At 58.0% G+C, this 24,209-nt stretch carries 19 protein-coding genes and 1 tRNA gene; 17 read left to right on the top strand and 3 right to left on the bottom strand.

Annotation, left to right across the window (positions count from 1 at the left end):
- The 9 genes from mutL (at nt 1) to G3M63_RS18985 (ending at nt 9,797) form a co-directional block, all read left to right on the top strand.
- Nucleotides 1-1,845 (top strand): DNA mismatch repair endonuclease MutL, encoded by a 1,845-nt coding sequence (mutL, locus tag G3M63_RS19025; RefSeq protein WP_256669884.1) that lies wholly within the window; start codon nt 1-3, stop codon nt 1,843-1,845.
- The gene (gene miaA, locus G3M63_RS19020; RefSeq protein WP_163984091.1) at nt 1,845-2,837 is read left to right on the top strand and encodes a tRNA (adenosine(37)-N6)-dimethylallyltransferase MiaA; all 993 of its coding nucleotides are present in this window, start codon (nt 1,845-1,847) and stop codon (nt 2,835-2,837) included. The genes mutL and miaA overlap by 1 nt, the downstream gene beginning before the upstream one ends.
- Nucleotides 2,838-3,146: 309 nt before the next feature.
- Nucleotides 3,147-3,401, top strand: coding sequence for an RNA chaperone Hfq (gene hfq, locus G3M63_RS19015; protein WP_150299616.1), 255 nt, complete (start codon nt 3,147-3,149; stop codon nt 3,399-3,401).
- A 17-nt stretch (nt 3,402-3,418) separates the two neighbouring features.
- A complete protein-coding gene (gene hflX, locus G3M63_RS19010; protein WP_163984090.1) occupies nt 3,419-4,720 on the top strand; it encodes a ribosome rescue GTPase HflX in 1,302 nt (433 codons plus the stop codon).
- A gap of 110 nt (nt 4,721-4,830) precedes the next feature.
- Nucleotides 4,831-6,030 carry an FtsH protease activity modulator HflK gene (gene hflK, locus G3M63_RS19005; RefSeq protein WP_150299618.1) on the top strand — a complete coding sequence of 400 codons (1,200 nt, stop codon included), beginning with the start codon at nt 4,831-4,833 and terminating at the stop codon, nt 6,028-6,030.
- Nucleotides 6,030-6,902, top strand: a complete 873-nt coding sequence (hflC, locus tag G3M63_RS19000; protein ID WP_163984089.1) for a protease modulator HflC — start codon at nt 6,030-6,032, stop codon at nt 6,900-6,902. Before hflK ends, hflC begins: the two co-directional genes overlap by 1 nt.
- Before the next feature lie 135 nt (nt 6,903-7,037).
- Nucleotides 7,038-7,232 (top strand): DUF2065 domain-containing protein, encoded by a 195-nt coding sequence (locus G3M63_RS18995; protein ID WP_163984088.1) that lies wholly within the window; start codon nt 7,038-7,040, stop codon nt 7,230-7,232.
- A 41-nt stretch (nt 7,233-7,273) separates the two neighbouring features.
- On the top strand, nt 7,274-8,455 hold the full coding sequence (locus G3M63_RS18990; protein ID WP_150299621.1) for an ATP phosphoribosyltransferase regulatory subunit: 1,182 nt from the start codon (nt 7,274-7,276) through the stop codon (nt 8,453-8,455).
- A 52-nt stretch (nt 8,456-8,507) separates the two neighbouring features.
- Nucleotides 8,508-9,797, top strand: coding sequence for an adenylosuccinate synthase (locus tag G3M63_RS18985; RefSeq protein ID WP_163984087.1), 1,290 nt, complete (start codon nt 8,508-8,510; stop codon nt 9,795-9,797).
- A 231-nt stretch (nt 9,798-10,028) separates the two neighbouring features.
- Here G3M63_RS18985 and G3M63_RS18980 read toward each other — a convergent pair.
- A tRNA-Leu gene (locus G3M63_RS18980) sits at nt 10,029-10,115 on the bottom strand.
- A 178-nt stretch (nt 10,116-10,293) separates the two neighbouring features.
- Here G3M63_RS18980 and rnr point away from each other — a divergent pair.
- From rnr to G3M63_RS18940, 8 genes are all read left to right on the top strand, one after another.
- A complete protein-coding gene (rnr, locus tag G3M63_RS18975) occupies nt 10,294-12,882 on the top strand; it encodes a ribonuclease R (protein WP_163984086.1) in 2,589 nt (862 codons plus the stop codon).
- Nucleotides 12,883-12,891: 9 nt separating this feature from the next.
- Nucleotides 12,892-13,641 (top strand): 23S rRNA (guanosine(2251)-2'-O)-methyltransferase RlmB, encoded by a 750-nt coding sequence (gene rlmB, locus G3M63_RS18970; protein ID WP_150299624.1) that lies wholly within the window; start codon nt 12,892-12,894, stop codon nt 13,639-13,641.
- A gap of 238 nt (nt 13,642-13,879) precedes the next feature.
- Complete coding sequence (rpsF, locus tag G3M63_RS18965) at nt 13,880-14,338, top strand: 30S ribosomal protein S6 (RefSeq protein ID WP_150299625.1); 459 nt, start codon at nt 13,880-13,882, stop codon at nt 14,336-14,338.
- 42 nt (nt 14,339-14,380) lie between these two features.
- Nucleotides 14,381-14,611, top strand: a complete 231-nt coding sequence (gene rpsR / locus G3M63_RS18960) for a 30S ribosomal protein S18 (protein ID WP_150299626.1) — start codon at nt 14,381-14,383, stop codon at nt 14,609-14,611.
- A 39-nt stretch (nt 14,612-14,650) separates the two neighbouring features.
- A complete protein-coding gene (locus G3M63_RS18955; RefSeq protein ID WP_163984085.1) occupies nt 14,651-15,529 on the top strand; it encodes a hypothetical protein in 879 nt (292 codons plus the stop codon).
- Between the two features lie 38 nt (nt 15,530-15,567).
- Nucleotides 15,568-16,014, top strand: coding sequence for a 50S ribosomal protein L9 (gene rplI, locus G3M63_RS18950; protein WP_150299628.1), 447 nt, complete (start codon nt 15,568-15,570; stop codon nt 16,012-16,014).
- Between the two features lie 163 nt (nt 16,015-16,177).
- On the top strand, nt 16,178-17,584 hold the full coding sequence (dnaB, locus tag G3M63_RS18945) for a replicative DNA helicase (protein ID WP_150299629.1): 1,407 nt from the start codon (nt 16,178-16,180) through the stop codon (nt 17,582-17,584).
- Nucleotides 17,585-17,598: 14 nt separating this feature from the next.
- Nucleotides 17,599-19,812, top strand: coding sequence for a YgiQ family radical SAM protein (locus tag G3M63_RS18940; RefSeq protein WP_163984338.1), 2,214 nt, complete (start codon nt 17,599-17,601; stop codon nt 19,810-19,812).
- Nucleotides 19,813-20,012: 200 nt separating this feature from the next.
- Here G3M63_RS18940 and G3M63_RS18935 read toward each other — a convergent pair whose 3' ends face one another.
- Both G3M63_RS18935 and purD read right to left on the bottom strand, forming a co-directional pair.
- Nucleotides 20,013-22,736 (bottom strand): response regulator, encoded by a 2,724-nt coding sequence (locus G3M63_RS18935; protein WP_163984084.1) that lies wholly within the window; start codon nt 22,734-22,736, stop codon nt 20,013-20,015.
- Nucleotides 22,737-22,875: 139 nt separating this feature from the next.
- Entirely contained in the window at nt 22,876-24,162 is a 1,287-nt protein-coding gene (gene purD, locus G3M63_RS18930; protein ID WP_163984083.1) for a phosphoribosylamine--glycine ligase, read from the bottom strand.
- Nucleotides 24,163-24,209 lie beyond the last annotated feature (47 nt).

Below are 24,209 nucleotides of genomic sequence, written 5' to 3'. Positions count from 1 at the left end.
ATGTCCCGCATAGAGTTGCTGAGCCCTCGGTTGGCCAACCAGATTGCCGCAGGCGAGGTCGTTGAGCGTCCCGCTTCGGTCATCAAGGAACTGCTCGAGAATAGCCTTGATGCCGGGGCGTTGCGCATCGACATCGATGTCGAGCAAGGCGGTGTCAAGCTGCTGCGCGTGCGTGACGATGGGGTCGGGATCATTGAGAATGATCTTCCACTGGCGTTATCACGACACGCGACCAGCAAAATCCGCGATCTGGATGATCTCGAGCGGGTCGCCACGCTAGGGTTCCGCGGCGAAGCGCTGGCGTCGGTCAGTTCGGTATCGCGCCTGAGTCTGACTTCCTGCGCGGAAGGGGCTGATCAGGCCTGGCAGGTTGAGACTGAAGGGCGGGATATGGCGCCGCGTCTGCAGCCTGCAGCGCACCCGCGAGGCACCACCGTTGAAGTGCGCGATCTGTTCTTCAATACGCCGGCCCGAAGAAAATTTTTACGTACCGAGAAGACCGAATTCTCCCATCTTGAGGAAGTCGTCAAGCGGCTGGCGCTGTCGCGTTTTGATGTGGCTTTCAATCTGCGGCACAACGGACGTAGCGTGCTTGGGCTGCGACCGGCGCGCACCGAGCAGGAAGCCCGGCGGCGCGTTGCCAGCGTATGCGGTCCTGCGTTTGTCGAGCAATCGCTGAATATCGATAGCGAGCGCGACGGGCTGCGTTTGTGGGGCTGGGTCGGCATGCCAACCTTCTCGCGCAGTCAGGCTGATTTGCAGTACTTTTTTGTGAACGGTCGGATGATCAAGGACAGGCTGGTCGCCCACGCGGTTCGCCAGGCGTACCGTGATGTGTTGTTCAACGGTCGTCATCCGACTTTCGTGTTGTTCCTGGAGGTCGATCCGGCCGTGGTCGATGTCAATGTACATCCGACCAAGCACGAGGTGCGCTTCCGCGACGGTCGCATGGTGCATGATTTTCTGTTCAGCACGTTATATCGGGCGTTGGCAGACCAGCGTCCCGGCGAACAGGCCCAAGGATTACCGGAACAGACGACGGAAGCCATGCCCGTTGCCTCTGGGCTATCTGCGGGCGTGTTTTCCGGGCAGACGCATATGCCGTTGGCCGAGCCCGCTGCTGCCTGGACGGCCGGCCCCGCCCAGCCGTTTTCCGAACGCCCGGCGGCAACGGCGTTGGCTGGCGCGACCGAAGCGTACGGCAGTCTGTACGGCTCTGCGCCCGAGTCTCCAAGGCCAGCGATGCCTGATGGTCAGGATATCCCGCCGCTGGGCTACGCCGTTGCGCAGCTGCATGGCGTCTACATTCTTGCAGAAAATGCCCAGGGGCTCGTCGTGGTCGATATGCATGCAGCCCATGAACGCATCACCTATGAACGGCTCAAGCTGGCCATGGACCAGGAGGGATTGCGCAGTCAGCCGCTGCTGGTCCCTGAGTCGATCGCGGTCAGTCAGCGTGAAGCGGACTGTGCCGAAGAACATGCTGCCTGGTTTAACCGGCTCGGATTTTCGTTACAGCGCATGGGGCCGGAAAGCCTGGCGATCCGTGAGATCCCCTCGCTGCTGCGACAGGCGGATGCGCCTCAGCTGGTTCGGGATGTGTTGGCTGATCTGATGGAATACGGCACCAGCGATCGCGTTCAAGCGCACCTGAATGAACTGCTCGGGACGATGGCCTGTCACGGAGCCATTCGCGCCAGCCGACGCCTGACCCTGACCGAGATGAACGGCTTGCTGCGCGATATGGAGCAGACTGAGCGAAGTGGCCAGTGCAATCACGGCCGTCCTACCTGGACGCAGATGAGTATGCCGGAGCTGGACAAGCTGTTCCTGCGTGGCCGCTGATGGATAGTCTCGACGGGGCGCCTGACGCGGCGTTGCCGCCGGTGATCTGTCTGATGGGCCCCACTGCCTCAGGCAAGACCGAGCTCGCTTTACATCTGGCGGATCACTTGCCGTGCGAACTGATCAGTGTCGATTCTGCGCTGGTGTATCGCGGCATGGATATTGGCACGGCCAAGCCGGACGCCGCGACCCTGGCGGCGTATCCGCATCACCTGGTGGATATTCTGGATCCGGCTGAAGCCTATTCGGCGGCAAGGTTTCGTGATGACGCAATCGAGTTGCTGACTGCGATCACCAGGCGTGGCCACATTCCGTTGCTGGTGGGCGGCACCATGCTGTATTTCAAAGCCCTGTCTGGCGGGCTGGCCCAGATGCCATCTGCTGATCCGATTGTTCGGCAACGTATCACCAGTCTGGCTCTACAGCAGGGGTGGCCAGCGGTCCATGCCGAGCTGGCCAAGGTCGATCCAGCAGCCGCTGCACGAATCCATCCGAACGATCCCCAGCGCATCCAGCGCGCGTATGAGGTGTATCTGATCTCAGGGGTGCCGCTGAGCACCTGGCACGCCCGCCAGGCGCAAGAAAAAGCCGAAACGGGCGCGCCCGCGGGGCAGAAATTACCCTATACTATGCACCACATGGCGATCGCACCCGCAGAACGTCATGTTCTCCATGATCGTATTGCACAGCGTTTTGCTCTGATGCTTGAGCAGGGTTTCGTACAGGAAGTCGAAACACTTTACGCGAGGGGAGATCTTGATACGACGATGCCGTCCGTGCGAGCCGTAGGTTACCGGCAAGCATGGGACTTTCTGGAAGGCAAACTGTCCTATCAGGAAATGGTCGAACGTGGGGTTATTGCTACGCGTCAGTTGGCCAAGCGTCAGTTCACCTGGTTGCGCGGATGGGAGGCCGAGATCGAGTGGCTCGACAGTCTGGATCCAAAAAGATTCGGAATGGCCTTGAAACGTCTGGAGCGGATCACAATATAGTTCACAGATGTTCTGCTAACCTTGTTTTGCAGCCATAGGAGCCTCTGGAAACGTAGCGAGCGAAGGTCAGGCAAGACGAAATCCGACGAAAACGCGCAGTTTACGCAGTGTAAATGAGCATTTTGAGGAGGATTTCCACGCAGCTTGGCCGAGCGCAGCAGTTATTCAGAAGTTCCGTAAGGATACTGCCTGCTCGTCTTAGGGATAATGGACAGGCCGGCAAAAAACGCATTTAAATGCTTAAGAAACCTCTGAAACAGATTATCCAGAGGCTTCATAAAAAAACGGTTCCCATTAAGGAGTGAGGCAATGTCAAAAGGGCATTCACTACAAGACCCTTACCTGAACGTTCTGCGCAAGGAACGTGTTCCGGTATCAATTTATCTTGTAAACGGCATCAAGCTGCAGGGACAGATCGAGTCTTTCGATCAGTTCGTTATTCTCTTGAAAAACACTGTCAGCCAGATGGTCTACAAGCATGCGATTTCGACCGTGGTGCCGGGACGGCCGGTGCGGCTCCCGGTCCAGGCTACAGGCGATGAGGCTGAAGCTGGCAATCCTTGATAATCGCGGAGGCCTGATTGTTTTTTGAACGCCATGAAGGGGGTGAGCGAGCTGTGCTCGTTCATCTCGAAGGCATGGATGAGTCCAGCCGGGAAGATCCGCAGGAATTTCTTGAGCTGGTCGCGTCTGCTGGAGCGGATATTGTCGCTTTCCTCACGGTAAACCGGTTTCAGCCGAGCCCAAGATTTCTGGTTGGCGCCGGCAAGGTAGATGAGCTGCGCGAGCTGGTCGCCAGCCATGAAGGCGACCTGGTCATCTTCAATCACACACTTTCCCCCAGTCAGGAACGTAACCTTGAGCGCGAGCTGAAGTGTCGCGTGATCGATCGTACGGGGCTGATTCTGGATATCTTTGCTCAGCGCGCGCGGACCCATGAAGGCAAGTTGCAGGTAGAGCTGGCTCAGCTTGATCACCTGAGCACGCGCCTGGTGCGGGGCTGGACTCACCTTGAGCGCCAGAAGGGCGGTATCGGTCTGCGTGGTCCGGGTGAAACGCAGCTTGAAACCGACAGACGCTTGTTGCGTGTACGCATCAAGCAGATATCCCAGCGCCTTGAAAAGGTTCGCAGCCAGCGAGAGCAGGCGCGCCGTTCCCGTCAGCGTGCGGAAATTCCGGTTGTGTCGCTGGTCGGTTATACCAATGCCGGTAAATCTACCCTATTCAATGTTCTCACCGAATCCAGTGTTTTCGCTGCAAACCAGCTGTTTGCGACGCTTGATCCGACTTTGCGCCGAATCGAGCTTGCCGAGATTGGTCCGGCGATTCTGGCTGACACGGTGGGATTCATCAGGCACTTGCCGCATAAGCTGGTAGAGGCCTTCCGCGCCACGTTGGAGGAGTCCAGCCAGGCCGACCTGTTGCTGCACGTGATCGATGCGGCTGACGATGAGCGCACCTCACACATTGAACAGGTCCACCTGGTTCTGAACGAAATTGGCGCGCTGGAGCTCCCGATTCTGGAGATCTACAACAAGATCGACCTGTTGGACGGTTTTGAGCCGCAGATTCAGCGCGACGAGCAGGGCAAACCGGTGCGCGTCTGGATTTCCGCCCAAAGCGGACAGGGTCTTGAGCTGGTCGCTCAGGCGATTGCCGAGCGACTGGGTGAAGACATGATGCAGGAGTGGTTGCTGCTCGAGCATGCGGAAGCCCGGTTACGCGCGCAATTTTACGATGCAGGGGCAGTCCTCGGCGAGCGTGTCGCCGAGGACGGACGTCAGCAGCTCGAAGTACGGCTTCCGCGTAGCGATTTCAATCGGTTGCTCAAGCGCGAGGGGTGGCAGATGGACGACTTTCTCAAACAACACACTCTGCAATAATGCTTCTGGCAGCGGTTCGCGCTGCCATCGGCTTTTGCGGTAAGATTGCCCGGATCCGCGTCGGGCGTGCATGACTTCGCGACGTAACGTTTCAAACAACGGAGAACGCTATGGCCTGGAATGAGCCTGGTGGTGGTAACAATTCGAATAACCAGGATCCCTGGGGAAGTGGCGGAAACCGGGGCGGTAATCGCGGCGGCAAGCAAGGTCCGCCGGATCTGGACGAAGCATTGAAGAAGCTTCAGGATAGCCTCAACAAGATGTTCGGTGGCAAAAAGGGCGGTGGTGATCGAGGCAAAGGAACTGGCAGCGGTGGTGCCGGTATCCCGAAGGGCATGTGGATTGTCGCTGGCCTGATCATTCTCGCTGTCTGGTTGTTCAATGCTGTGTATATGGTTGACGAGCAGGAACAGGCCATCGTTCTGCGTTTCGGTGATTATCACCGTACGGTTGAGTCGGGCCTGCATTTATATTTCCCTCCCTTTGAACGCAAATTCCAGCGCAACGTGACTCAGGTTCGCTCGTATCGCCAGCAAGGGCAGATGTTGACCGAAGATGAAAACATCGTGGAAGTGCCGCTGGCGGTGCAGTACCGTATCTCCAATTTGGAAAACTTCGTGTTGATGAACGAGGATCCGGAAACCAGTCTGCGTCACGCCACCGAGAGTGCGTTGCGTCACGTGGTGGGCTCCACGTCGATGCACCAGGTGCTCACCGAAGGACGTGAGCAGATGGCGGTGGAAACTGCAGAGCGGCTTCAGCGCTATCTCGATTTGTACAATACCGGTATCACGGTCGTGCAGGTGAATATCGAAAGCGCTCAGGCTCCAGATGAAGTGCAGGACGCTTTCGACGATGTCATCCGGGCTCGTGAAGACGAAGTCCGCGAGCGTAACCAGGCTGAATCCTATGCCAACGGCGTCATTCCCGAAGCGCGCGGTCAGGCTCAGCGGCTGTTGGAAGAAGCCAGCGGTTATCGTGACGAAGTAGTAGCCCGCGCGATGGGTGAGGCTGAACGCTTCAACCTGTTGGTTGGACAGTATCAGCAATCGCCGGAGGTCATGCGTGAGCGTCTGTATCTGGACACCATGCAGGACGTCCTGAGTAATACCAGCAAGGTTCTGGTATCTGGTGGCGAAGGCAGCAACAATCTGTTGTACCTGCCGTTGGACAAATTGATGCAGCAGGGTGGGTCCGGGTCTGGCGGATCGTCGTCGGGTTCGACCAGTTATTCATCTGGGGCTGATGCTTCCACGCGGACGCCAGTGCAGTTGCCGCCACGCGATCCGCGCGCTAGGGAGACTCGTTAATGACTAACAAGTCGATGTTTGGCCTGATTACCGCACTTGTAGTGTTGGTGGTTGCCTGGAACAGTTTTTTTGTAGTCAGTCAGATTGAAAGGGGTCTGGTGCTGCAGTTCGGTAAGGTGGTCAAGGCTGACCTCGAGCCGGGGCTGCACTTCAAGTTGCCGTTCGTGCAGGATGTGAAAAAATTCGATGCGCGCTTGCTGACGCTTGATACGGCCACCCAGCGCTTTTTGACCCTGGAAAAGAAAGCCCTGATGGTGGATTCGTACGCCAAATGGCGGGTTGCGGATGTGCAGCGTTACTATACGTCCACATCCGGGCTGCGGACCTTGGCTGAGGAGCGTCTGTCTCGTCAGCTCGAATCAGGGCTCCGTAACGAAGTCGCCCGTCGTACTCTGCATGAAGTAGTCTCCGGCGAACGCGATCAGCTGATGGCGGATATTACCGAGTCGCTGAATAGCAGCGCGCAGCGTGAACTCGGTATTGAGGTGTTGGACGTTCGGGTTAAAGCCATGGATCTGCCGCGCGAGGTAAACCGCAGTGTGTTCGAGCGGATGAGTAGCGAGCGTGAGCGGGAAGCCCGTGAGCACCGCGCCAAGGGTCGCGAGCTGGCTGAAGGGATTCGTGCAGATGCTGATCGTCAGCAGCGTGTCATTCTTGCCGAGGCCTTCCGTGAGGCTGAAGAAATTCGCGGTGATGGTGATGCACAGGCTGCTTCGATCTATGCCGACGCCTACAACAAGGATCAGGAGTTCTATTCCTTCTATCGTAGTTTGCAGGCTTATCGCCAGAGCTTTTCGGATAAGTCGGACATGCTCGTCCTCGATCCTGAAAGCGAGTTCTTCCAGTACTTGCAGCGGGGCCAGGGCCGCTGATACAGCCTCAGCCACACTCGCCATGTTGCGAGTGTGGCTGGCTGAAAACATGCTACAATCGCGCAGCCGGGCCAGCCCGGCTTTTTTGTGACCAGCGCTCTGCTGGTTGTGGCCTGAAAAGGCCTGTCATCAAGGATGCAGGGTGTGTTGTCAGGCTTTGCGACAGCAGTGTGTCTGATGCTCATTGTTGAAGGCATGATGCCCTTTCTGGCGCCAGTGCGCTGGAAGCAGCTGCTGGTCAGTCTTGCCCAGCTTACTGATCGCCAGGTCAGGCTTGCAGGTCTGGCGAGCATGTTGATCGGAACCGCATGTCTGTACCTGCTTCGCTAGCACGTACCGGCGTCCACTGCGAAAGTAATAAGGTTGTGAAAATGCCTACTGTTGATCGTTGGCTGTTGCCCGACGGGATAGAAGAAGTGCTGCCTGAAGAGGCCGCACGCATCGAGACCGCCCGCCGCCAATTGCTGGATCTGTTTGCCAGCTGGGGTTATGACCTGGTCATTACCCCTCATATCGAATACCTCGAATCCCTGCTTACCGGCGCCGGGCATGATCTGGATCTGCAAACCTTCAAAATGACCGATCAGCTGTCTGGGCGCATGCTCGGGCTCCGTGCTGATATCACGCCGCAGGTCGCCCGTATCGATGCCCACACCCTGGGTGCTGACGGTGTCAGCCGCCTGTGTTATTGCGGCAGCGTATTGCATACGCGTCCACGTGCTCTGTCGACTTCCCGTAGCCTGATCCAGCTCGGCGCGGAGCTGTATGGCAATGCGTCCTGCGCAAGCGACATAGAAGTTATCTCCTTGATGCTTGAAACGCTGGCTGCCTGTCAGGTCGAGGGTGTCCATCTCGATATTGGTCATGTCGGTATCTATCGAGGGCTGGTGCAAGCCGCCGGACTCGATACGACCGTAGAGAGCGCACTGTTCAATGCCTTGCAGCGCAAGGCGGTGGACGAGGTCAGGGAGATAACAGCGGGGCTGGAGCAGTCATCCATCGCCGCGATGCTGTCCAGCCTGGTCGAGTTGTCGGGCGGCATGGAAGTTCTTGAACGTGCCCATGTGCTGCTGGACGGGGCTCCCGAGTCGGTCATGGCCGCACTGGATGACCTCGCTGAGCTGGCCCAAACGCTGAAACAGCGATATCCGGCGATCCCCTTGTATTTCGATCTGGGCGAGTTGCGTGGTTATCACTATCACACAGGCGTTGCTTTCGCTGCATTCCTGCCCGGTGTTGGCCAGAGCATCGCGCAGGGCGGTCGGTATGACGATATCGGCAAGGATTTCGGTAGAGCCAGACCGGCTACCGGCTTTTCCACGGATCTCAAGTTTCTTGTTGAACGCGGCACGATTATCAGTCGCCGCAGCGCCGGGGTCTGGGCACCTTTCAGTGACAAGGCCGGTCTCCAGGCTGAAGTTGTTGCGCTTCGCCGCCAGGGTGAGCGCGTAATAGTCGCGTTGCCGGGACAGCTGGAAGGTGATGCTGCTGAATACGGCTGTGACCGGATTCTGCGTTATGCGGAAGGCGGTTGGCAGGTCAGCGAACTTTAATTCGATATACGGCCTGCCGGGCCGCCACTTACAAACGAGGCTAGAGCTGAACATGGGTAAGAATGTTGTCATCCTGGGCACCCAATGGGGTGATGAGGGTAAAGGCAAGATAGTGGATCTGCTGACGGACCAGGTAGCGGCCGTAGTGCGCTATCAGGGCGGGCACAACGCAGGTCACACCCTGGTCATCGATGGCGAGAAAACCGTACTGCACCTGATCCCGTCAGGCATTCTGCGGGAAAACGTCACCTGTTTCATCGGCAACGGCGTCGTGCTGTCCCCCGAGGCGCTACTGAAGGAGCTGGGCGAGCTGGAGGCAAAAGGTGTTCCGGTGCGAGATCGCCTGCGCATCAGCCCGGCCTGTCCGCTGATCCTTCCCTATCACGTGGCGCTGGATCAGGCCCGTGAAAAGGCGCGTGGCGAGGCCAAGATCGGCACCACCGGTCGCGGCATCGGTCCGGCCTATGAAGACAAGGTTTCGCGTCGTGGCCTGCGCGTAGCGGATCTGTTCAACCGCGAACGCTTTGCCGCCAAGCTGGGTGAAGTGCTCGAGTATCACAACTTTGCGCTGCAACATTATTACAAGGTCGAGCCGGTTGATTTCCAGAAAACCCTGGACGAAGCCATGGGTTATGCCGAGTGGCTCAAGCCGCTGATGACCGACGTTACCGCGCGTCTGCATGAGTTGCGTCGGGAAGGTGCAAACATCATGTTCGAAGGCGCCCAGGGCTCGCTGCTGGATATCGACCACGGTACCTATCCCTATGTCACCAGCTCCAATACGACGGCGGGCGGCACCGCCACCGGCTCGGGATTTGGTCCTCTATATCTGGACTACGTACTGGGTATTACCAAGGCCTATACCACTCGGGTCGGCTCGGGTCCGTTTCCGACCGAGCTGTTTGATGCAACCGGTGCGCGTCTGGCTGAGCGTGGCCATGAATTCGGTTCTACAACCGGACGCGCCCGCCGTTGTGGTTGGTTTGACGCGGTCATTTTGCGTCGCGCCATCGAGATCAACAGTATCAGCGGGCTGTGCCTGACCAAGCTTGATGTGCTCGATGGGCTTGAAACCATCCGCATCTGCGTGGGCTATCGCAATGCTGACGGAGCGGTGATCGAGGCGCCGACGGATGCTGACAGCTATCTCGGCCTGGAGCCGGTGTACGAAGATGTGCCTGGTTGGAGCGAGTCGACCCTCGGCATCAAGTCCCTGGACGATCTGCCAGCCAATGCACGCGCCTACATTGCCCGGATCGAAGAGTTGGTCGGTGCGCCGATTGATCTGGTCTCGACCGGCCCGGATCGCCATGAAACCATCATTCAGCGACAGATTTTCTGAGTTGATGTTCTGAGCAGGATCCTGTTCAGACTGCACGTCTGGTCAGGTTGCAAAGAACCCGCAGAGATGCGGGTTTTTTGGTTTCTGGCGGCGCGATCTTATAGTGCAGAGAGTGGTTGAACCGGTCGGACGACGTTTCGACCCGGATCTGGCACGTATTTGGGTAGGCTGAAGCAGCAGGCTGTGAAAAGCGGGCACAAAAAAACCGGACATTGTCCGGTTTTTTTAAATTGGTGCCCAGGAGAAGACTCGAACTTCCACGGCCTTGCGGCCACTAGCACCTGAAGCTAGCGTGTCTACCAATTTCACCACCTGGGCGCATCATCAACAACGAGTGCTAAGATGAACGCTGGGTTCGTTCTTGCCAACCGTTGTCGTGTTGACGGCGCGAATAATACGAAGCCTGTAATGGTCTGTAAACCCCTGTTTGCAAAAATAATTGTATATCGACGGAAACAGGTGCATGTGAAGCGGATTCGCGGTTCAATAGGTGCCTATGACTAAAAAGACCAAACCCCAAGATCCGACTTCCTTGTCGGGCAATGCTTCACGTTCGGGCTCCGGACCCACCGATTGGATCAATCAGGATCCCGCAGCACAGCGCGAAGCAGAGAAATATGACAATCCGATACCGAGCCGCGAACTGATTCTTCAGTTGCTGGAAGAGCGTGGAGCGCCTGCGACCCGCGCGCAGTTACAGCAGGAATTTGGACTGGACGATGAAGATGCCATTGAGGCGCTTCGCCGCCGCCTCCGGGCCATGGAGCGCGATGGCCAGCTGATCTACACCCGCCGTGGTGCTTATGCGCCGGTCGACAAGCTGGATCTGATCCGTGGTCGGGTGCAGGGTCATCGCGACGGCTTCGGTTTCCTGGTGCCGGAGGACGGTGGTGATGACCTGTTCCTCGGGCCAGCACAGATGCGGCTGGTGTTCGATGGTGACAGAGCGCTAGCGCGGATTACCGGCGTTGATCGACGTGGTCGCAATGAAGGTGCGATCGTGGAAGTCATCGAACGCGCCCATGAAGTTCTGGTAGGCCGTTATTACGTCGAGAACGGCATCGGCTATGTGGTGGCTGATAATGCCAAGATCAATCAGGAAGTGCTGATCCCGCCGGGCCTGGATGGCGGCGCGGAGCATGGTCAGTACGCCGAGGTGCGCATCACTCAGTGGCCGGCGATCCATCGCCAGGCGCAGGGTGAGATCATCGAGGTGGTTGGTGATTACATGGCGCCGGGCGTCGAGGTTGAAGTGGCGCTGCGTAGCTACGACATCCCGAGCGTGTGGCCGCAGGCTGTATTGGATGAAGCTGATCAGCTCAGTGATAGCGTCGAAGAAAAAGATAAACAGAAACGCGTCGACCTCAGGCATCTGCCGCTGGTCACTATCGACGGCGAAGATGCCCGTGACTTCGATGACGCTATCTACGCTGAACCGCACAAGGCAAGTGGTTGGAGATTATTCTCCGGCGGCTGGAAACTTTACGTGGCGATCGCTGACGTGTCTCACTACGTTCCGCTCGGGTCGGCCCTGGATCAGGAGGCAGAGCTACGTGGCACTTCGGTGTATTTCCCAAGCGAAGTGATTCCCATGTTGCCAGAGGCCATCTCCAATGGTCTCTGTTCACTGATGCCGAATGTGGACCGTCTCGCCATGGTGTGCGAGATGACCGTATCGAAGAGTGGCGAGCTGACTGACTTTCAGTTCTATGAAGCGGTTATCCACTCCCATGCCCGACTGACCTACAACAAGGTCTCGTCGATGCTGGAGCATCCGCGGAGCAAGGAGGGCAGGGCGCTCAGCGAGGAATACGCCGAGGTACTGCCGCATCTGAAAAACCTGTATGACCTGTACAAGGCATTGGCCAAGGCGAGACAGGGGCGTGGGGCAATCGATTTCGAAACAACCGAAACGCGAATCATCTTTGGCGAGAATCGCAAGATTGCAGAGATTCGGCCGACTACCCGCAACGATGCGCACAAGATAGTGGAAGAGAGCATGCTGTGCGCCAACGTTGCCACAGCGCGCTTCATGCAGGAGTTGGAAGTGCCGTCGTTGTACCGGGTTCACGATTCGCCGAAACCTGAAAAGATCGAGCGGCTGCGCCAGTTTCTGGCATCCATGGGCATTACCTTGAGCCGAAAGAATGCTGACCCGACGCCGGAGGATTACAGCGCTGTGTTGCAGAAGGTGCAGGGGCGCCCGGACGCACAGCTGATCCAGACTGTGATGCTGCGCTCGCTCAGCCAGGCTGTGTACAGCCCGAACAATGCCGGACATTTCGGCTTGAACTACGAGGCCTATACGCACTTCACTTCGCCGATTCGCCGCTATCCCGATCTATTGGTCCATCGCGCCATTCGTAGTGTTATTCGTTCACGCAAAAAAACTGACCGGGTCAAGCGAAGTGGTGCGCCGGCTATAGCCAAAGCGGCTGTCTATCCCTACGACCACCAGGCGTTGGAGCAACTTGGCGAACAGTGCTCGCAGAATGAGCGGCGCGCCGATGAGGCGACCCGCGATGTGGTCAGCTGGCTCAAATGTGAATTCATGCAGGACCGGGTGGGAGACAACTTCGACGGACTGGTCACCGCGGTCACCGGCTTCGGCTTGTTCGTGGAGTTGACCGATTTCTACGTCGAGGGTCTGGTGCATATCACCGCTTTGCCCGCGGATTACTACAATTTTGACGCTGTGCATCATCGTCTTACCGGTGAGCGCTCGGGTAGAACCTTCCGTCTCGGAGATTCGGTTCGCGTGCAGGTTGCCCGGGTAGACCTGGATGACCGCAAGATCGACTTCGAAATGGCCAAGGATCAACCGGCCACGGTGGGTGGCGCTGATGTTGAAGCGAGCCGGGCAGCGCGCAGCAAGCTGATGAAGGAGGCAAAGGGCGCTGCTGCGGGGGACGGCAAGGGACGCGGAAAGGGCGGCAAGGCAAAGGGGCCGCGCGCGCCGGAGAAGCGCGCTGCCCGTGCGGCTGAGCGCAAGTCCAGTCGCAGCAAGGACGAGAGCAAGGCTGCGCCTGCTCCGCAGAACGTTCGCCCTCCACGCAAACGCAAGGCTCGGCCCGAGAAAGGTTAGATCAATCGAATGAGTGACAAGGAATACGTATACGGGCTGCATGCCGTACAAGCGATGCTGCAGCACGCGCCGAAACGCGTAAAGCAACTACAGCTGGTGCGGGGGCGCATTGACTCCAGGATGCAGGGGGTGGTGGATCTTGCGCAGCAGCACAAGGTTGCTGTCCAGCATGTCTCGACAGAGGATCTCGACAAGCTGGCTGACGGTGGTGTTCATCAGGGTGTGATCGCTGTGGTAACGCCCAGTCAGCTGTGGTCTGAAGACATGCTTGGGCATATGCTCGATGACCTCGACAGTGTGCCGCTACTGCTGGTTCTCGACGGCGTCACCGATCCGCATAATCTCGGTGCGTGCCTGCGTAGCGCCGATGCAGCTGGCGCGCATGCCGTGATTATTCCGCGTGATCGTTCAGCTAGTCTGTCTCCGACCGTGCGCAAGGTTGCCTGTGGGGCCGCTGAAACGGTTCCGCTGGTGGCAGTGACGAATCTGGCGCGCACCTTGAAGCAGTTGCAGCAGCGTGGGTTGTGGGTGGTGGGCGCCGCCGGCGAGGCCGAGCAGCTGTTGTATGAGGTCGATTTCAAGGTGCCCAGCGTTATTGTCATGGGCGCGGAGGGCAGCGGTATGCGCCGTTTGACCCGTGAAAATTGCGATTACCTGGCCAAGCTCCCGATGGGCGGGGCAGTGAGCAGCCTGAACGTCTCGGTAGCTGCCGGAGTCTGCTTGTTCGAGGCCGTACGGCAAAGAACCCAAACGAGCTAGATGTTCAATCGAACACCCGACCGGACTCCCTGGGTTTCGTCGGGTTTCGAGGCTGCTTGATCAATACCACTTGACGTGCTGCCGGCAATGTCTTTTCCTTCCAGCTTCCAGCCGTACGTTGCGCACCGCGTTCCCCTTGCTACTTCCCTTCGCCTTCCCTAGAATAGCCGCCCCAAACTAGAGTTCTACTCCTTGCCAGACCATTTGGGTGGCTGGCTACAACCCGTAAGGAGCACCAATGCGTCATTACGAAATCGTATTTCTGGTTCATCCGGATCAGAGCGAGCAGGTTAACGCGATGGTCGAGCGTTACACCAAGCTGATTGAAGAAGACGGTGGCAAGATTCACCGCCTTGAAGACTGGGGCCGCCGTCAGTTGGCTTACCCAATCGACAAGATCCACAAAGCTCACTACATCCTGATGAACGTTGAGTGCAGCGCCAAGGCTCTGGATGAGCTGACCGAGAACTTCCGTTACAACGATGCCGTGATTCGTAACATGGTTATCCGTCGTGACGAAGCCGTTACCGAACAGTCCGACATGATGAAGCCCGAAGATACTCGCGGCGGTGATCGTGGTGAGCGCAGTGATCGTGGCGATCGCGGCGAGCGCCGTGAACGTCGTGACGACAACGAGTCGGACGATCGTAACGCTGACAATGAAAGCCGCGACACCGATGACGGTGACGACGAGTAATTTCTTTTCGGTCCCAATTTCAGATTCCAAGGAGACGCTGCCATGGCACGTTTTTTCCGTCGTAGAAAGTTCTGCCGTTTCACTGCAGAAAATGTAAAAGAGATCGATTACAAAGATCTCAACACACTGAAGGCCTATGTCACTGAAACCGGCAAGATCGTACCTAGCCGCATAACCGGTACCAAGGCCAGATACCAGCGTCAGTTGGCTGTAGCCATCAAACGCGCCCGTTATCTCGCCCTGCTGCCGTTTACCGACAGTCACGGTCGTTGATCAGAGCTGAAAACGTGTAATCAGGGGTACTGAATCAGCATGCGCGGTCTGGCTGAATACATCATGCGTGGTAGCAAGCAGGCCACTTTGGTGGTGGCTGTTACCGCTGCGATACCGCTGCTGTTCTGGTTCAGTGCCGCAGCCCTGGCGCTGGTTATTCTGCGTCGCGGCCTGAACGACGCACTGTCGGTTGTGATATGGGGCATTCTGCCCGCCCTGGCATGGGCAGCAATGGGCGATTTAACGCCATTGCTGGTGATACTGGGGAGTGCAGCACTCGCCGTATTGCTGCGTCAGCGTAGCGACTGGGCTGTGGTGGTACTCGCGGCGGTCCCTTTGGGGGGGCTCTTTGCCGTAGTGCTGCAGACGGTACTCAATGAGCCCTTGGTGGCGCTGGCCGCGCAGATCCGGGAGATGTTGCCCGAGATGTTGGCGGGAATGAACGGATCGCTGGATGAGGCCGGGATGGCTCATCTCGAGGCGCTTCTGGTTCCGGTACTGGCAGGGTTGATGGGTGCGGTTCATACAGTCATGGCATTGGTCAGTCTGATGATTGGCAGATCCTGGCAGGCCCGGTTGTACAATCCGGGTGGATTTCGCGAGGAGTTCCACACGCTGCGGTTGTCGCCCTGGGTTGCCATCGCGCTACTGGTGCTGACTGTTCTCGGGCCGCAGTGGCCTGCATTGGCCATCTTGGCACCAGTAGCCAGTATTCCCTTGCTGCTGGCCGGGCTGGCGCTCATGCACGGTGTGGTCGGGATCAAGAGGCTGGGTACTGTCTGGCTGGTGGCGCTGTACGCGATGTTTGTTTTCGTCGCCCAGTTCGTCTACCCCCTGATTATGTTTTTAGCGTTTGTTGATAGCTTGTTCGATTTTCGTTCCCGCCTGCGGTCGCCTGACGGTCCGGCAGGGAGCTGATTCGAACAGCCAAGGTTGAATTTCAAGAGGTCATCGTTATGGAAGTTATCCTGCTCGAAAAGATCGCGAATCTGGGTAATCTGGGCGACAAAGTCGCTGTAAAAGCAGGTTACGCTCGCAATTTCCTGTTGCCGTTTGGTAAGGCAACTCCGGCTAATGCCGCCAACATCGAAGCCTTTGAAGCGCGCCGCGCCGAATTGGAAAAGATCGCTGCCGAGCGTAAAGCTGAAGCTGAAGCGCGTGCCGAGAAGCTGGCAGAACTGACCGTGACCATCACGGCCAATGCTGGTGAAGAAGGCAAGCTGTTCGGTTCTATCGGTACCCGCGACATCGCTGATGCCGTGACTGCCGCTGGCGTCGAAATCGAGAAAAGCGAAGTTCGCCTGCCGGAAGGTCCGTTGCGTAACGTCGGCACCTTCGACATCGCAGTACACCTGCACACTGATGTCGAAACAACGGTCAAGCTGGAAGTCGTTGCCGGCTAACGGGAGTTTCCCGGACTGTCGAGCAGCTTTGCATCATCGTGGTACGGCTGATTGAGTCGCTGATGATCTGACGCAGCTTTGCAGTTAGACTTACCAACACGGCGCATGTCACTGGCATGCGCCGTGTTGTCTTTTCTGTCTTCGCCGTTTCGAGCCCTTGCCCATGAATGATTCCGTCTATAGCGATACCGCTGAACTTGACCTGCAAACCACTGCGTTGAAGATCCCACCTCATTCGATCGAGGCGGAACAGGCGGTGCTGGGCGGCGTAATGCTGGAGAACACCGCATGGGAGCGGATCTCGGAACTGGTCAGCGAGACTGATTTTTATCGCCACGATCATCGTCTTATTTTCCGGGCCATGGTGCGGTTGGCTGCCCGTAATCAGCCATTCGACGTTGTGACCCTGGCTGAGGACCTCGACCGCGAAGGCCTTGCGGATCAGGTCGGCGGCCTGGCTTATCTGGGGCAGCTAGCGAAAAACACACCCTCGGCTGCCAATATCAGTGCCTACGCACAGATCATCCGTGAGCGTGCGACGCTGCGGCAGTTGATCAGCATCAGTTCGGAAATCGCCGATACGGCGTTCAACCCGAAGGGCATGCAAGCCGCTGAAGTGCTTGATGATGCCGAGCGCAAGATTTTCGCCATCGCCGAGAGTCGACCCAAGACCGGCGGGCCGGAGTCGGTGAATACGTTGCTGACAAAAGCGATCGACCGTATCGATACGCTATTCAACAGCGACGGTGCAATCACCGGTCTGTCGACCGGCTTTACGGATCTGGACGAAATGACCTCCGGTTTACAGCCGTCTGACCTGATCATTGTCGCCGGGCGTCCTTCGATGGGTAAAACCACCTTCGCCATGAACCTGGTCGAGAATGCAGTGCTGCGGAGCGAAAAGGCGGTTCTGGTATTTTCATTGGAGATGCCGGGCGATTCGTTGATCATGCGTATGCTTTCATCGCTGGGCCGGATTGATCAGACCAAGGTACGTTCCGGTCGGCTGGAGGACGAAGACTGGCCGCGGCTGACGTCGGCGGTGAATCTGCTGAATGACCGCAAGCTGTTCATTGACGATACCGCTGGCCTGTCGCCTACCGAGATGCGTGCACGGGCACGGCGTGTGGTGCGTGAACACGGTGATCTGGCGTTGATCATGATCGACTATCTGCAGTTGATGAGGGTAGGCGGCACTGGCTCGGAAAACCGTACCAACGAGATTTCCGAAATCTCCCGCTCGTTGAAGGCGCTGGCCAAGGAGTTCAATGCGCCGGTCGTGGCGTTATCCCAGCTCAACCGGTCGCTTGAACAGCGTCCAAACAAGCGTCCCATCAACTCGGATCTGCGTGAGTCCGGCGCGATCGAGCAGGATGCCGACGTCATCATGTTTGTCTACCGCGACGAGGTGTATCACCAGGATTCGCAGGACAAGGGCATAGCCGAAATCATCATCGGCAAGCAACGTAACGGTCCTATTGGTACCTCACGCCTGGCGTTTTTAGGCAAGTTCACCCGTTTTGAAAACCTGGCGCCGGGCTCCTATTCCGGCTACGGGGATATGGAGTAGATATGGCTCTCAGCATGCCGGCTGCCAAGCCGCTTTTTGATTATCCCAAGTACTGGGCCGAGTGTTTCGGCCCGGCGCCCTTTCTGCCAATGAGCCGCGAGGAGATGGACCTGCTTGGCTGGGATAGCTGCGATGTCATCATTGTCACCGGCGACGCCTATGTTGATCACCCTTCGTTCGGTATGGCCATCATCGGCCGTCTGTTGGAAGCGCAGGGCTTTCGCGTTGGCATCATCAGCCAGCCCGACTGGCACAGCAAGAATGATTTCATGAAGCTGGGCAAGCCGAATCTGTTTTTCGGTGTGGCCGCGGGCAACATGGATTCGATGATCAACCGTTATACGGCAGACCGCAAAATCCGCTCCGATGACGCCTATACAGCTGGTGGCAAGGCAGGCAGCCGGCCTGATCGCGCCAGCGCAGTGTACAGCCAGCGGTGCCGGGAAGCGTTCAAGGACGTTCCGATCGTACTTGGCGGTATCGAGGCCTCGTTGCGGCGAATAGCCCACTACGATTACTGGCAAGACAAGGTTCGTCACTCCCTGTTGCTTGATTCCAAGGCTGACATCCTGTTGTACGGCAACGCAGAGCGCGCGATTGTCGAGGTGGCGCAGCGCATTAGCCGCGGGGAGACCGTTCAGTCCATCACCGACATCCGCGGCACCGCATTTGTGCGCAAGGATACGCCTGCAGGCTGGTTTGAACTTGACTCCACTCGCGTCGACCGCCCGGGCAAGGTGGACAAGATCATCAATCCCTACGTCAATACCCAGGACACCAGCGCCTGTGCGGTGGAGCAGTCCAAGGGACCTGGGGACGATGCCGGCGACGCCCAGGTTGTACAGTTGCTGCCAAACCCCCGCATCGAACGTGATCGGACCGTGATCCGCCTGCCTTCCTACGAGAAGGTCAAGAGCGATGCGGTGTTGTACGCCCACGCCAACCGGGTGTTGCACCTGGAAACCAACCCGGGTAACGCTCGCGCCCTCGTTCAGCGAGACGGTGAGAAGGACGTGTGGTTCAACCCGCCGCCGATCCCGCTGGACACCGAGGAGATGGACTATGTCTTCGGCCTGCCGTACGCCCGTGTGCCTCACCCGGTCTACGGCGATGCGAAAATCCCTGCGTATGACATGATCCGGTTCTCGGTGAACATCATGCGAGGCTGCTTCGGTGGCTGCACGTTCTGCTCTATCACCGAGCATGAAGGACGGATCATTCAGAACCGTTCGCACGACTCCATCATTCGTGAAATTGAGGAGATCCGGGACAAGGTTCCGGGTTTTACCGGCGTTATCTCTGATCTGGGCGGGCCCACCGCCAACATGTACCGGCTCGCCTGTAAAACGCCTGAGATCGAGGCGTCGTGTCGTAAACCGTCTTGTGTGTTCCCTGGCGTGTGCAGCAATTTGCAGACAGACCATTCGTCACTGATCGGTCTCTATCGCAAGGCCCGCGAACTGCCCGGTGTCAAGAAAGTACTGATAGCCTCCGGTCTGAGATACGACCTGGCTGTCCTGTCTCCCGAGTATGTGAAGGAGCTGGTTACTCATCACGTAGGCGGCTATCTGAAAATCGCGCCCGAGCATACCGAGGCTGGCCCGCTGAATCAGATGATGAAACCGGGTATAGGCTCTTATGACCGCTTCAAACAGATGTTCGAGAAGTACACCAGGGAAGCGGGCAAGGAGCAGTATCTGATTCCATATTTCATCGCGGCCCACCCCGGTACAACCGATGAAGACATGATGAATCTGGCGCTGTGGCTCAAGCGCAACGGCTTCCGTGCCGACCAGGTGCAGGCGTTCTACCCGTCGCCGATGGCGACCGCGACGGCCATGTATCATTCGGGCAAGAATCCGCTGCGCAAGATCAGTTACAAGAGTGAAGCGGTCACCATCGTCAAGGGTGAGCGGCAGCGCCGGTTGCACAAGGCGTTTCTGCGTTATCACGACCCGAAAAACTGGCCCTTGTTACGCGACACACTTACCGAAATGGGCCGTACTGATCTGATCGGTAACAGCAAGCAGCATCTGATTCCGACCTATCAGCCCGCGCTGGAAGGCTATCAGAGTGCACGCCGCAAGAACTCGACGCCTGCAGGGAGCAAAAAGGTCGGTCGCATCCTCACGCAACACAGTGGTTTGCCGCCACGCGACAGCGGAGGCGGGCGCAGGAGTGGCGGCGGCAAAGGCAAAGCCAAGGGAACCAGCCGGCCGGCTGGCTGATAACTATGATGGCAATCGCAACTGCCTATTAGCGCAGGCTGTCAGCCCCGTTTAATCTATCCATGTTCTGGTCAAACGGGGGAGAGGTCCATGCCAGCATTGCACGTATTACACAGTTTCCTTGCTTCCTATGCTGCGGCGTCGTCCGGCGTCGCTGACGAAGTCTGATCAGCCGTTTTAGCGCATGTGTCGGGCCGACCTCAGGGTCTGGTGGCGGTGTCGGTTTCGGACCGGCGCTGGGACCAGAGGTCCAGTTGTTCTTTGAGCTCCGCCAGGTTCACGGGTTTGGCCATATGGCCACTCATTCCAACGCGCCTCGCCTTGTCCTGATGTTCCGGCAGGATATGCGCGGTCAGCGCAATGATGGGGACGCCGACGCGGTTATTTCTCCGTTCCCACTCCCGAATTTGGCGAGTGGCGGCGTACCCGTCCAGCTCCGGCATTTCGCAGTCCATCAACACCAGATCGTAGTCGCCGGTTCTGATCGCAGCCACGGCGTCGCGGCCATTCGGGACGGTATCGACTGTAACCTTGAGTTTACTCAGCATGCCACGGATGACTTTTGTGGAGACCAGGTTGTCTTCCGCCACGAGTACTCTGATCTGGCTTTTCTGCTGTAACGGGCTGGTTGTCTCTATGGGGTCAGCGTCAGTGTGGCGTGCTCGTAGCCACTCGTCTATCAGGGTGGCCTTGAGCGTATAGCCGGCGACCGGTTTGCTCAGCGTACGGCGAATGCCAGCGTTGCGGGCAGCGATACGGCTAGGCGTCTGGTTGACGCCGGTTAGCATGATCACTATGAGATCGGTGTTCGCGGTTGACTCGTCGTAAACCCGATGAGCCAGCTCCAGCCCGGTCATGCCTGGCATCGAGTGATCGACGAGCATGAAGTCGAACGGCATGCCCAGGTTTTCCTGCGTTCGCAGCATAGCGAGCGCTTCCTTCCCGTTGGCGGCAGTCTGGGCTTGCATGCCCCAGGCAGCCGTTTGCTGCTGGATGACCTTACGGCAGGTTGCATTGTCATCAACGATCAGTACCGAGCGGTCTGCCAGACACAGACCCTCCGGATCCAGTTCATTGGCGTGGGGTATGACCTCGGCGGGAAAGCTAAGCCAGACGGTTGTACCTTGTGCGGTGGAATGGTGAACGCCGAGACGACCTTTCATCATGGTGACCAGTTGCCGGGTGACCGCCAGGCCCAGATAGCTGTTGTCAGTCTGTTCCAGCAACCGGCTAGTGCTGATGTCGTTATCCAGCAGGCTGTCGAGAGCTTGTTGTGGCATGCCGTTACCGGTATCAAGCACGGCAACTCTCAGCACGTTCTGTTCGTGTTCGTCCGGCTCGCGACCAACCACCAGCAGAATCTCTCCATGCGTGGTGTGCCGTAGCGAATTAGCTAACAGGCTCATGATTATCTGGCGAAGGCGAGTCGGGTCACCCTCCATGGTCCGCGGTACGTCCGGGTGCACAAAGCTGACCAGCTCGATACCCTGACTCTCGGCACGGCTGCGCAGGATATCCAGGCAGTCATTGATCAATGCATGCAGGTCGAACTGCACTTTATCAAGCGTCAGCTGCCCGGATTCAAGCCGTGAGATATCCAGGATTTCGTTGATGAGATTGAGCAGGTCGGTGCCCGAGCCGTGAATGGTCTGAGCATAGTCGCGCTGCTTGGCGGAAAGCGCGGTATCCATCAGCAGTTCGGTCATGCCCAGCACCCCGTTCATGGGGGTGCGAATTTCGTGACTGATGCGCGCCAGCAGTTCTGCCTTGGTTCGACGCTCGGCCTGTTCCGTGGCATCGATACTGCGTCGGTTGAGGCGCACGGCGACGACTTTCTGATAGCGCAGGTGCAAGCCCCACGCATAGCACACCAGGCTTGACCATATCAGCAGGTCTGGAAGACTTTCGCTGAACACGTGCCAGGGGGTGAGCGAGGCGACCAGCCAACCAGCCAATAGCAACAAATGCCCCGCCAGCATCGGGCGGCTGATCCTCAAGCCGGAATAACGCAGATAGATGCTGATGCCAAGGGCGCCTATTGGTACACCAGCCTGGATCAGCCCGCTGAGCAATCCAAACCTTACAGGGTGGAACATGGCGGCAAGCACTGCCAGGCCAAAGCCAGCCAGCAATAGCCAGAATAACGGCCGGTAACGTATCCGTGTGATCTTGAACAGCATCATTGCAATCGCTGGATAGGCTGCCAGCGCAAGCAGGTCGCCGGCTCGTTCATGCATGGCCGGCAGACGACTGATCAGCCAACTGATATTGGTCAGACAACTTAAACCGAGCATGAGGCTGGCCAGCGCCAGCCAGCGGTGAGGGCGGTCACGTCCGAACCAGCCCTGCAAGAAACCGTGTAATACCATGGCCAGAAAAAGGCCCGCAAGTAAGCCCTGGAACGCCTGATGCTGGCCGTGGCCGAGTACCGCGCTACGTGGCGCTGAAAGCTTGAGATCGGTCTTGAGCGAATGTTGATGCTGTAGCCGGGCGTACAACACAGGCTCGGCAATGCCTGCGGTGGGTAAGGGCAGGACGAAGCCGGGGTAGGGCATTGGCGCCAAGGTTGTCGATGAGGGAGGGCCAGCCGGATAGCTGAGTTTGACCGATTCGCCGTCCAGAACGAAAATCTGCAATTGGTTTATCGCCGGATTGTCCAGCTCAAGAAACAGCAGGGTATCGCCTGGGATGGGTATCTGCACCCACAGCGCTGCCTGGTCACCAGGCAGGGTCAGCGAGCCCTCATAACCTGGTACGAAGCGGTTGGCGTATCGGTTGGAAAGTATATCCTCAAGCGCCAGGCGCCCGCTGGTATCGACGAACATTCGATACTGGGCATCTGGCACTTCTCCGACTGCAGCGGGGGATAGTACCAACAAAAGGCTTAACAGACTGCCAAACAGAAGCCAGCTGACTTGCTTCACAACGTTCGTCCTATCCATGACATAACAAGCGGTAGATCGCGGTCGGTCAGTATAGCCCAGCGTAGAGCAGGCTCTCGCAGTTCAGCTGTGCCTTCCGACCAGCTACCGTGGATCCTTCGTAACCGGCCGTGTCGCTATTTTACCGGTCAGCTTCCCGTGCGATGGCCCGATAACCGATGTCCTTGCGGTAAAAGCAGCCATCCCAGTCGACCTGCTTTGCCAGCTCGTAAGCCTTGCGTTGGGCCGCGGCAATATCGTCGCCTAGAGCGGTTGCGCAGAGTACACGTCCACCCTGGGTAACGACTTGATCACCGTTCAGCGCCGTTCCGGCGTGGAAGATCTTCCCCTCGCTGTCTACAGCTGCCGGCAGCCCGCCGATTACCGAACCCTTGGCGTAAGCTCCCGGGTAACCGCCGGCGGCTAATACTACGCCGAGGCTAGGCCGCGGATCCCATTGCGCTTCGATCTGATCCAGCTCGCCGCAGAGCGCGGCTTCGGTCAACCCTACCAGGCTCGATTGCAGGCGCAGCATGATGGGTTGGGTCTCCGGGTCGCCAAAACGGCAGTTGAACTCGATGACCTTGGGATTGCCTGCCTGGTCGATCATCAGGCCGGCGTACAGGAAGCCGGTATAGGTGTTGCCTTCGGCGGCCATGCCCTTGACGGTCGGCCAGATCACTTCATCCATCACGCGCTGATGAATCGTCTGGGTGACGACGGGCGCAGGAGAATAAGCACCCATGCCTCCGGTATTTGGACCGGTATCGCCATCGCCGACGCGCTTGTGGTCCTGGCTGGTTGCCATGGCCAATACATGTTCACCGTCGACCATGACGATAAAGCTGGCTTCCTCACCGTCGAGAAATTCCTCGATGACGACGCGCGAGCCTGCCTCGCCGAAGGCATTGCCGGCCAGCATGTCGCGCACGGCCGCTTCGGCCTCTTCGAGCGTCATCGCAACAATCACGCCCTTTCCCGCAGCCAGGCCGTCAGCCTTGATAACAATGGGTGCACCTTGCTGGCGCAGATAGGCCAGTGCCGGCTCGACTTCAGTGAAGTTCTGATAAGCCGCAGTCGGAATCCGGTGCCGTGCCAGAAAATCCTTGGTAAACGCTTTGGAGCCTTCGAGCTGGGCTGCACCAGCGGTAGGCCCAAAACACTTCAGGCCCCGTTCGCGGAACAGATCAACCACCCCGGCAACCAGTGGCGCTTCCGGACCCACAATGGTCAGCGCAACGTTCGCCGCCGCGAAGTCGGCCAGGCGATCGAGCTCCAGTACATCGATCGCGACGTTTTCGCATTTTTCCTCGGTGGCAGTCCCGGCGTTACCGGGTGCGACAAAAACCTTTTCAACCCGCTCATCCTGGGCCGCTTTCCACGCCAGCGCGTGCTCACGTCCGCCGCTGCCGATGATCAAAATGTTCATTCTTTATCCCTCAAAGCTTGCATTGGGGTTTCTGCCGACCGCGCGGC

It is taken from the genome of Pseudomonas sp. OIL-1, assembly GCF_010669185.1.
In the GTDB taxonomy this organism is placed as follows: domain Bacteria; phylum Pseudomonadota; class Gammaproteobacteria; order Pseudomonadales; family Pseudomonadaceae; genus Halopseudomonas; species Halopseudomonas profundi.
This window is presented reverse-complemented; position numbering and strand designations above follow the sequence as displayed.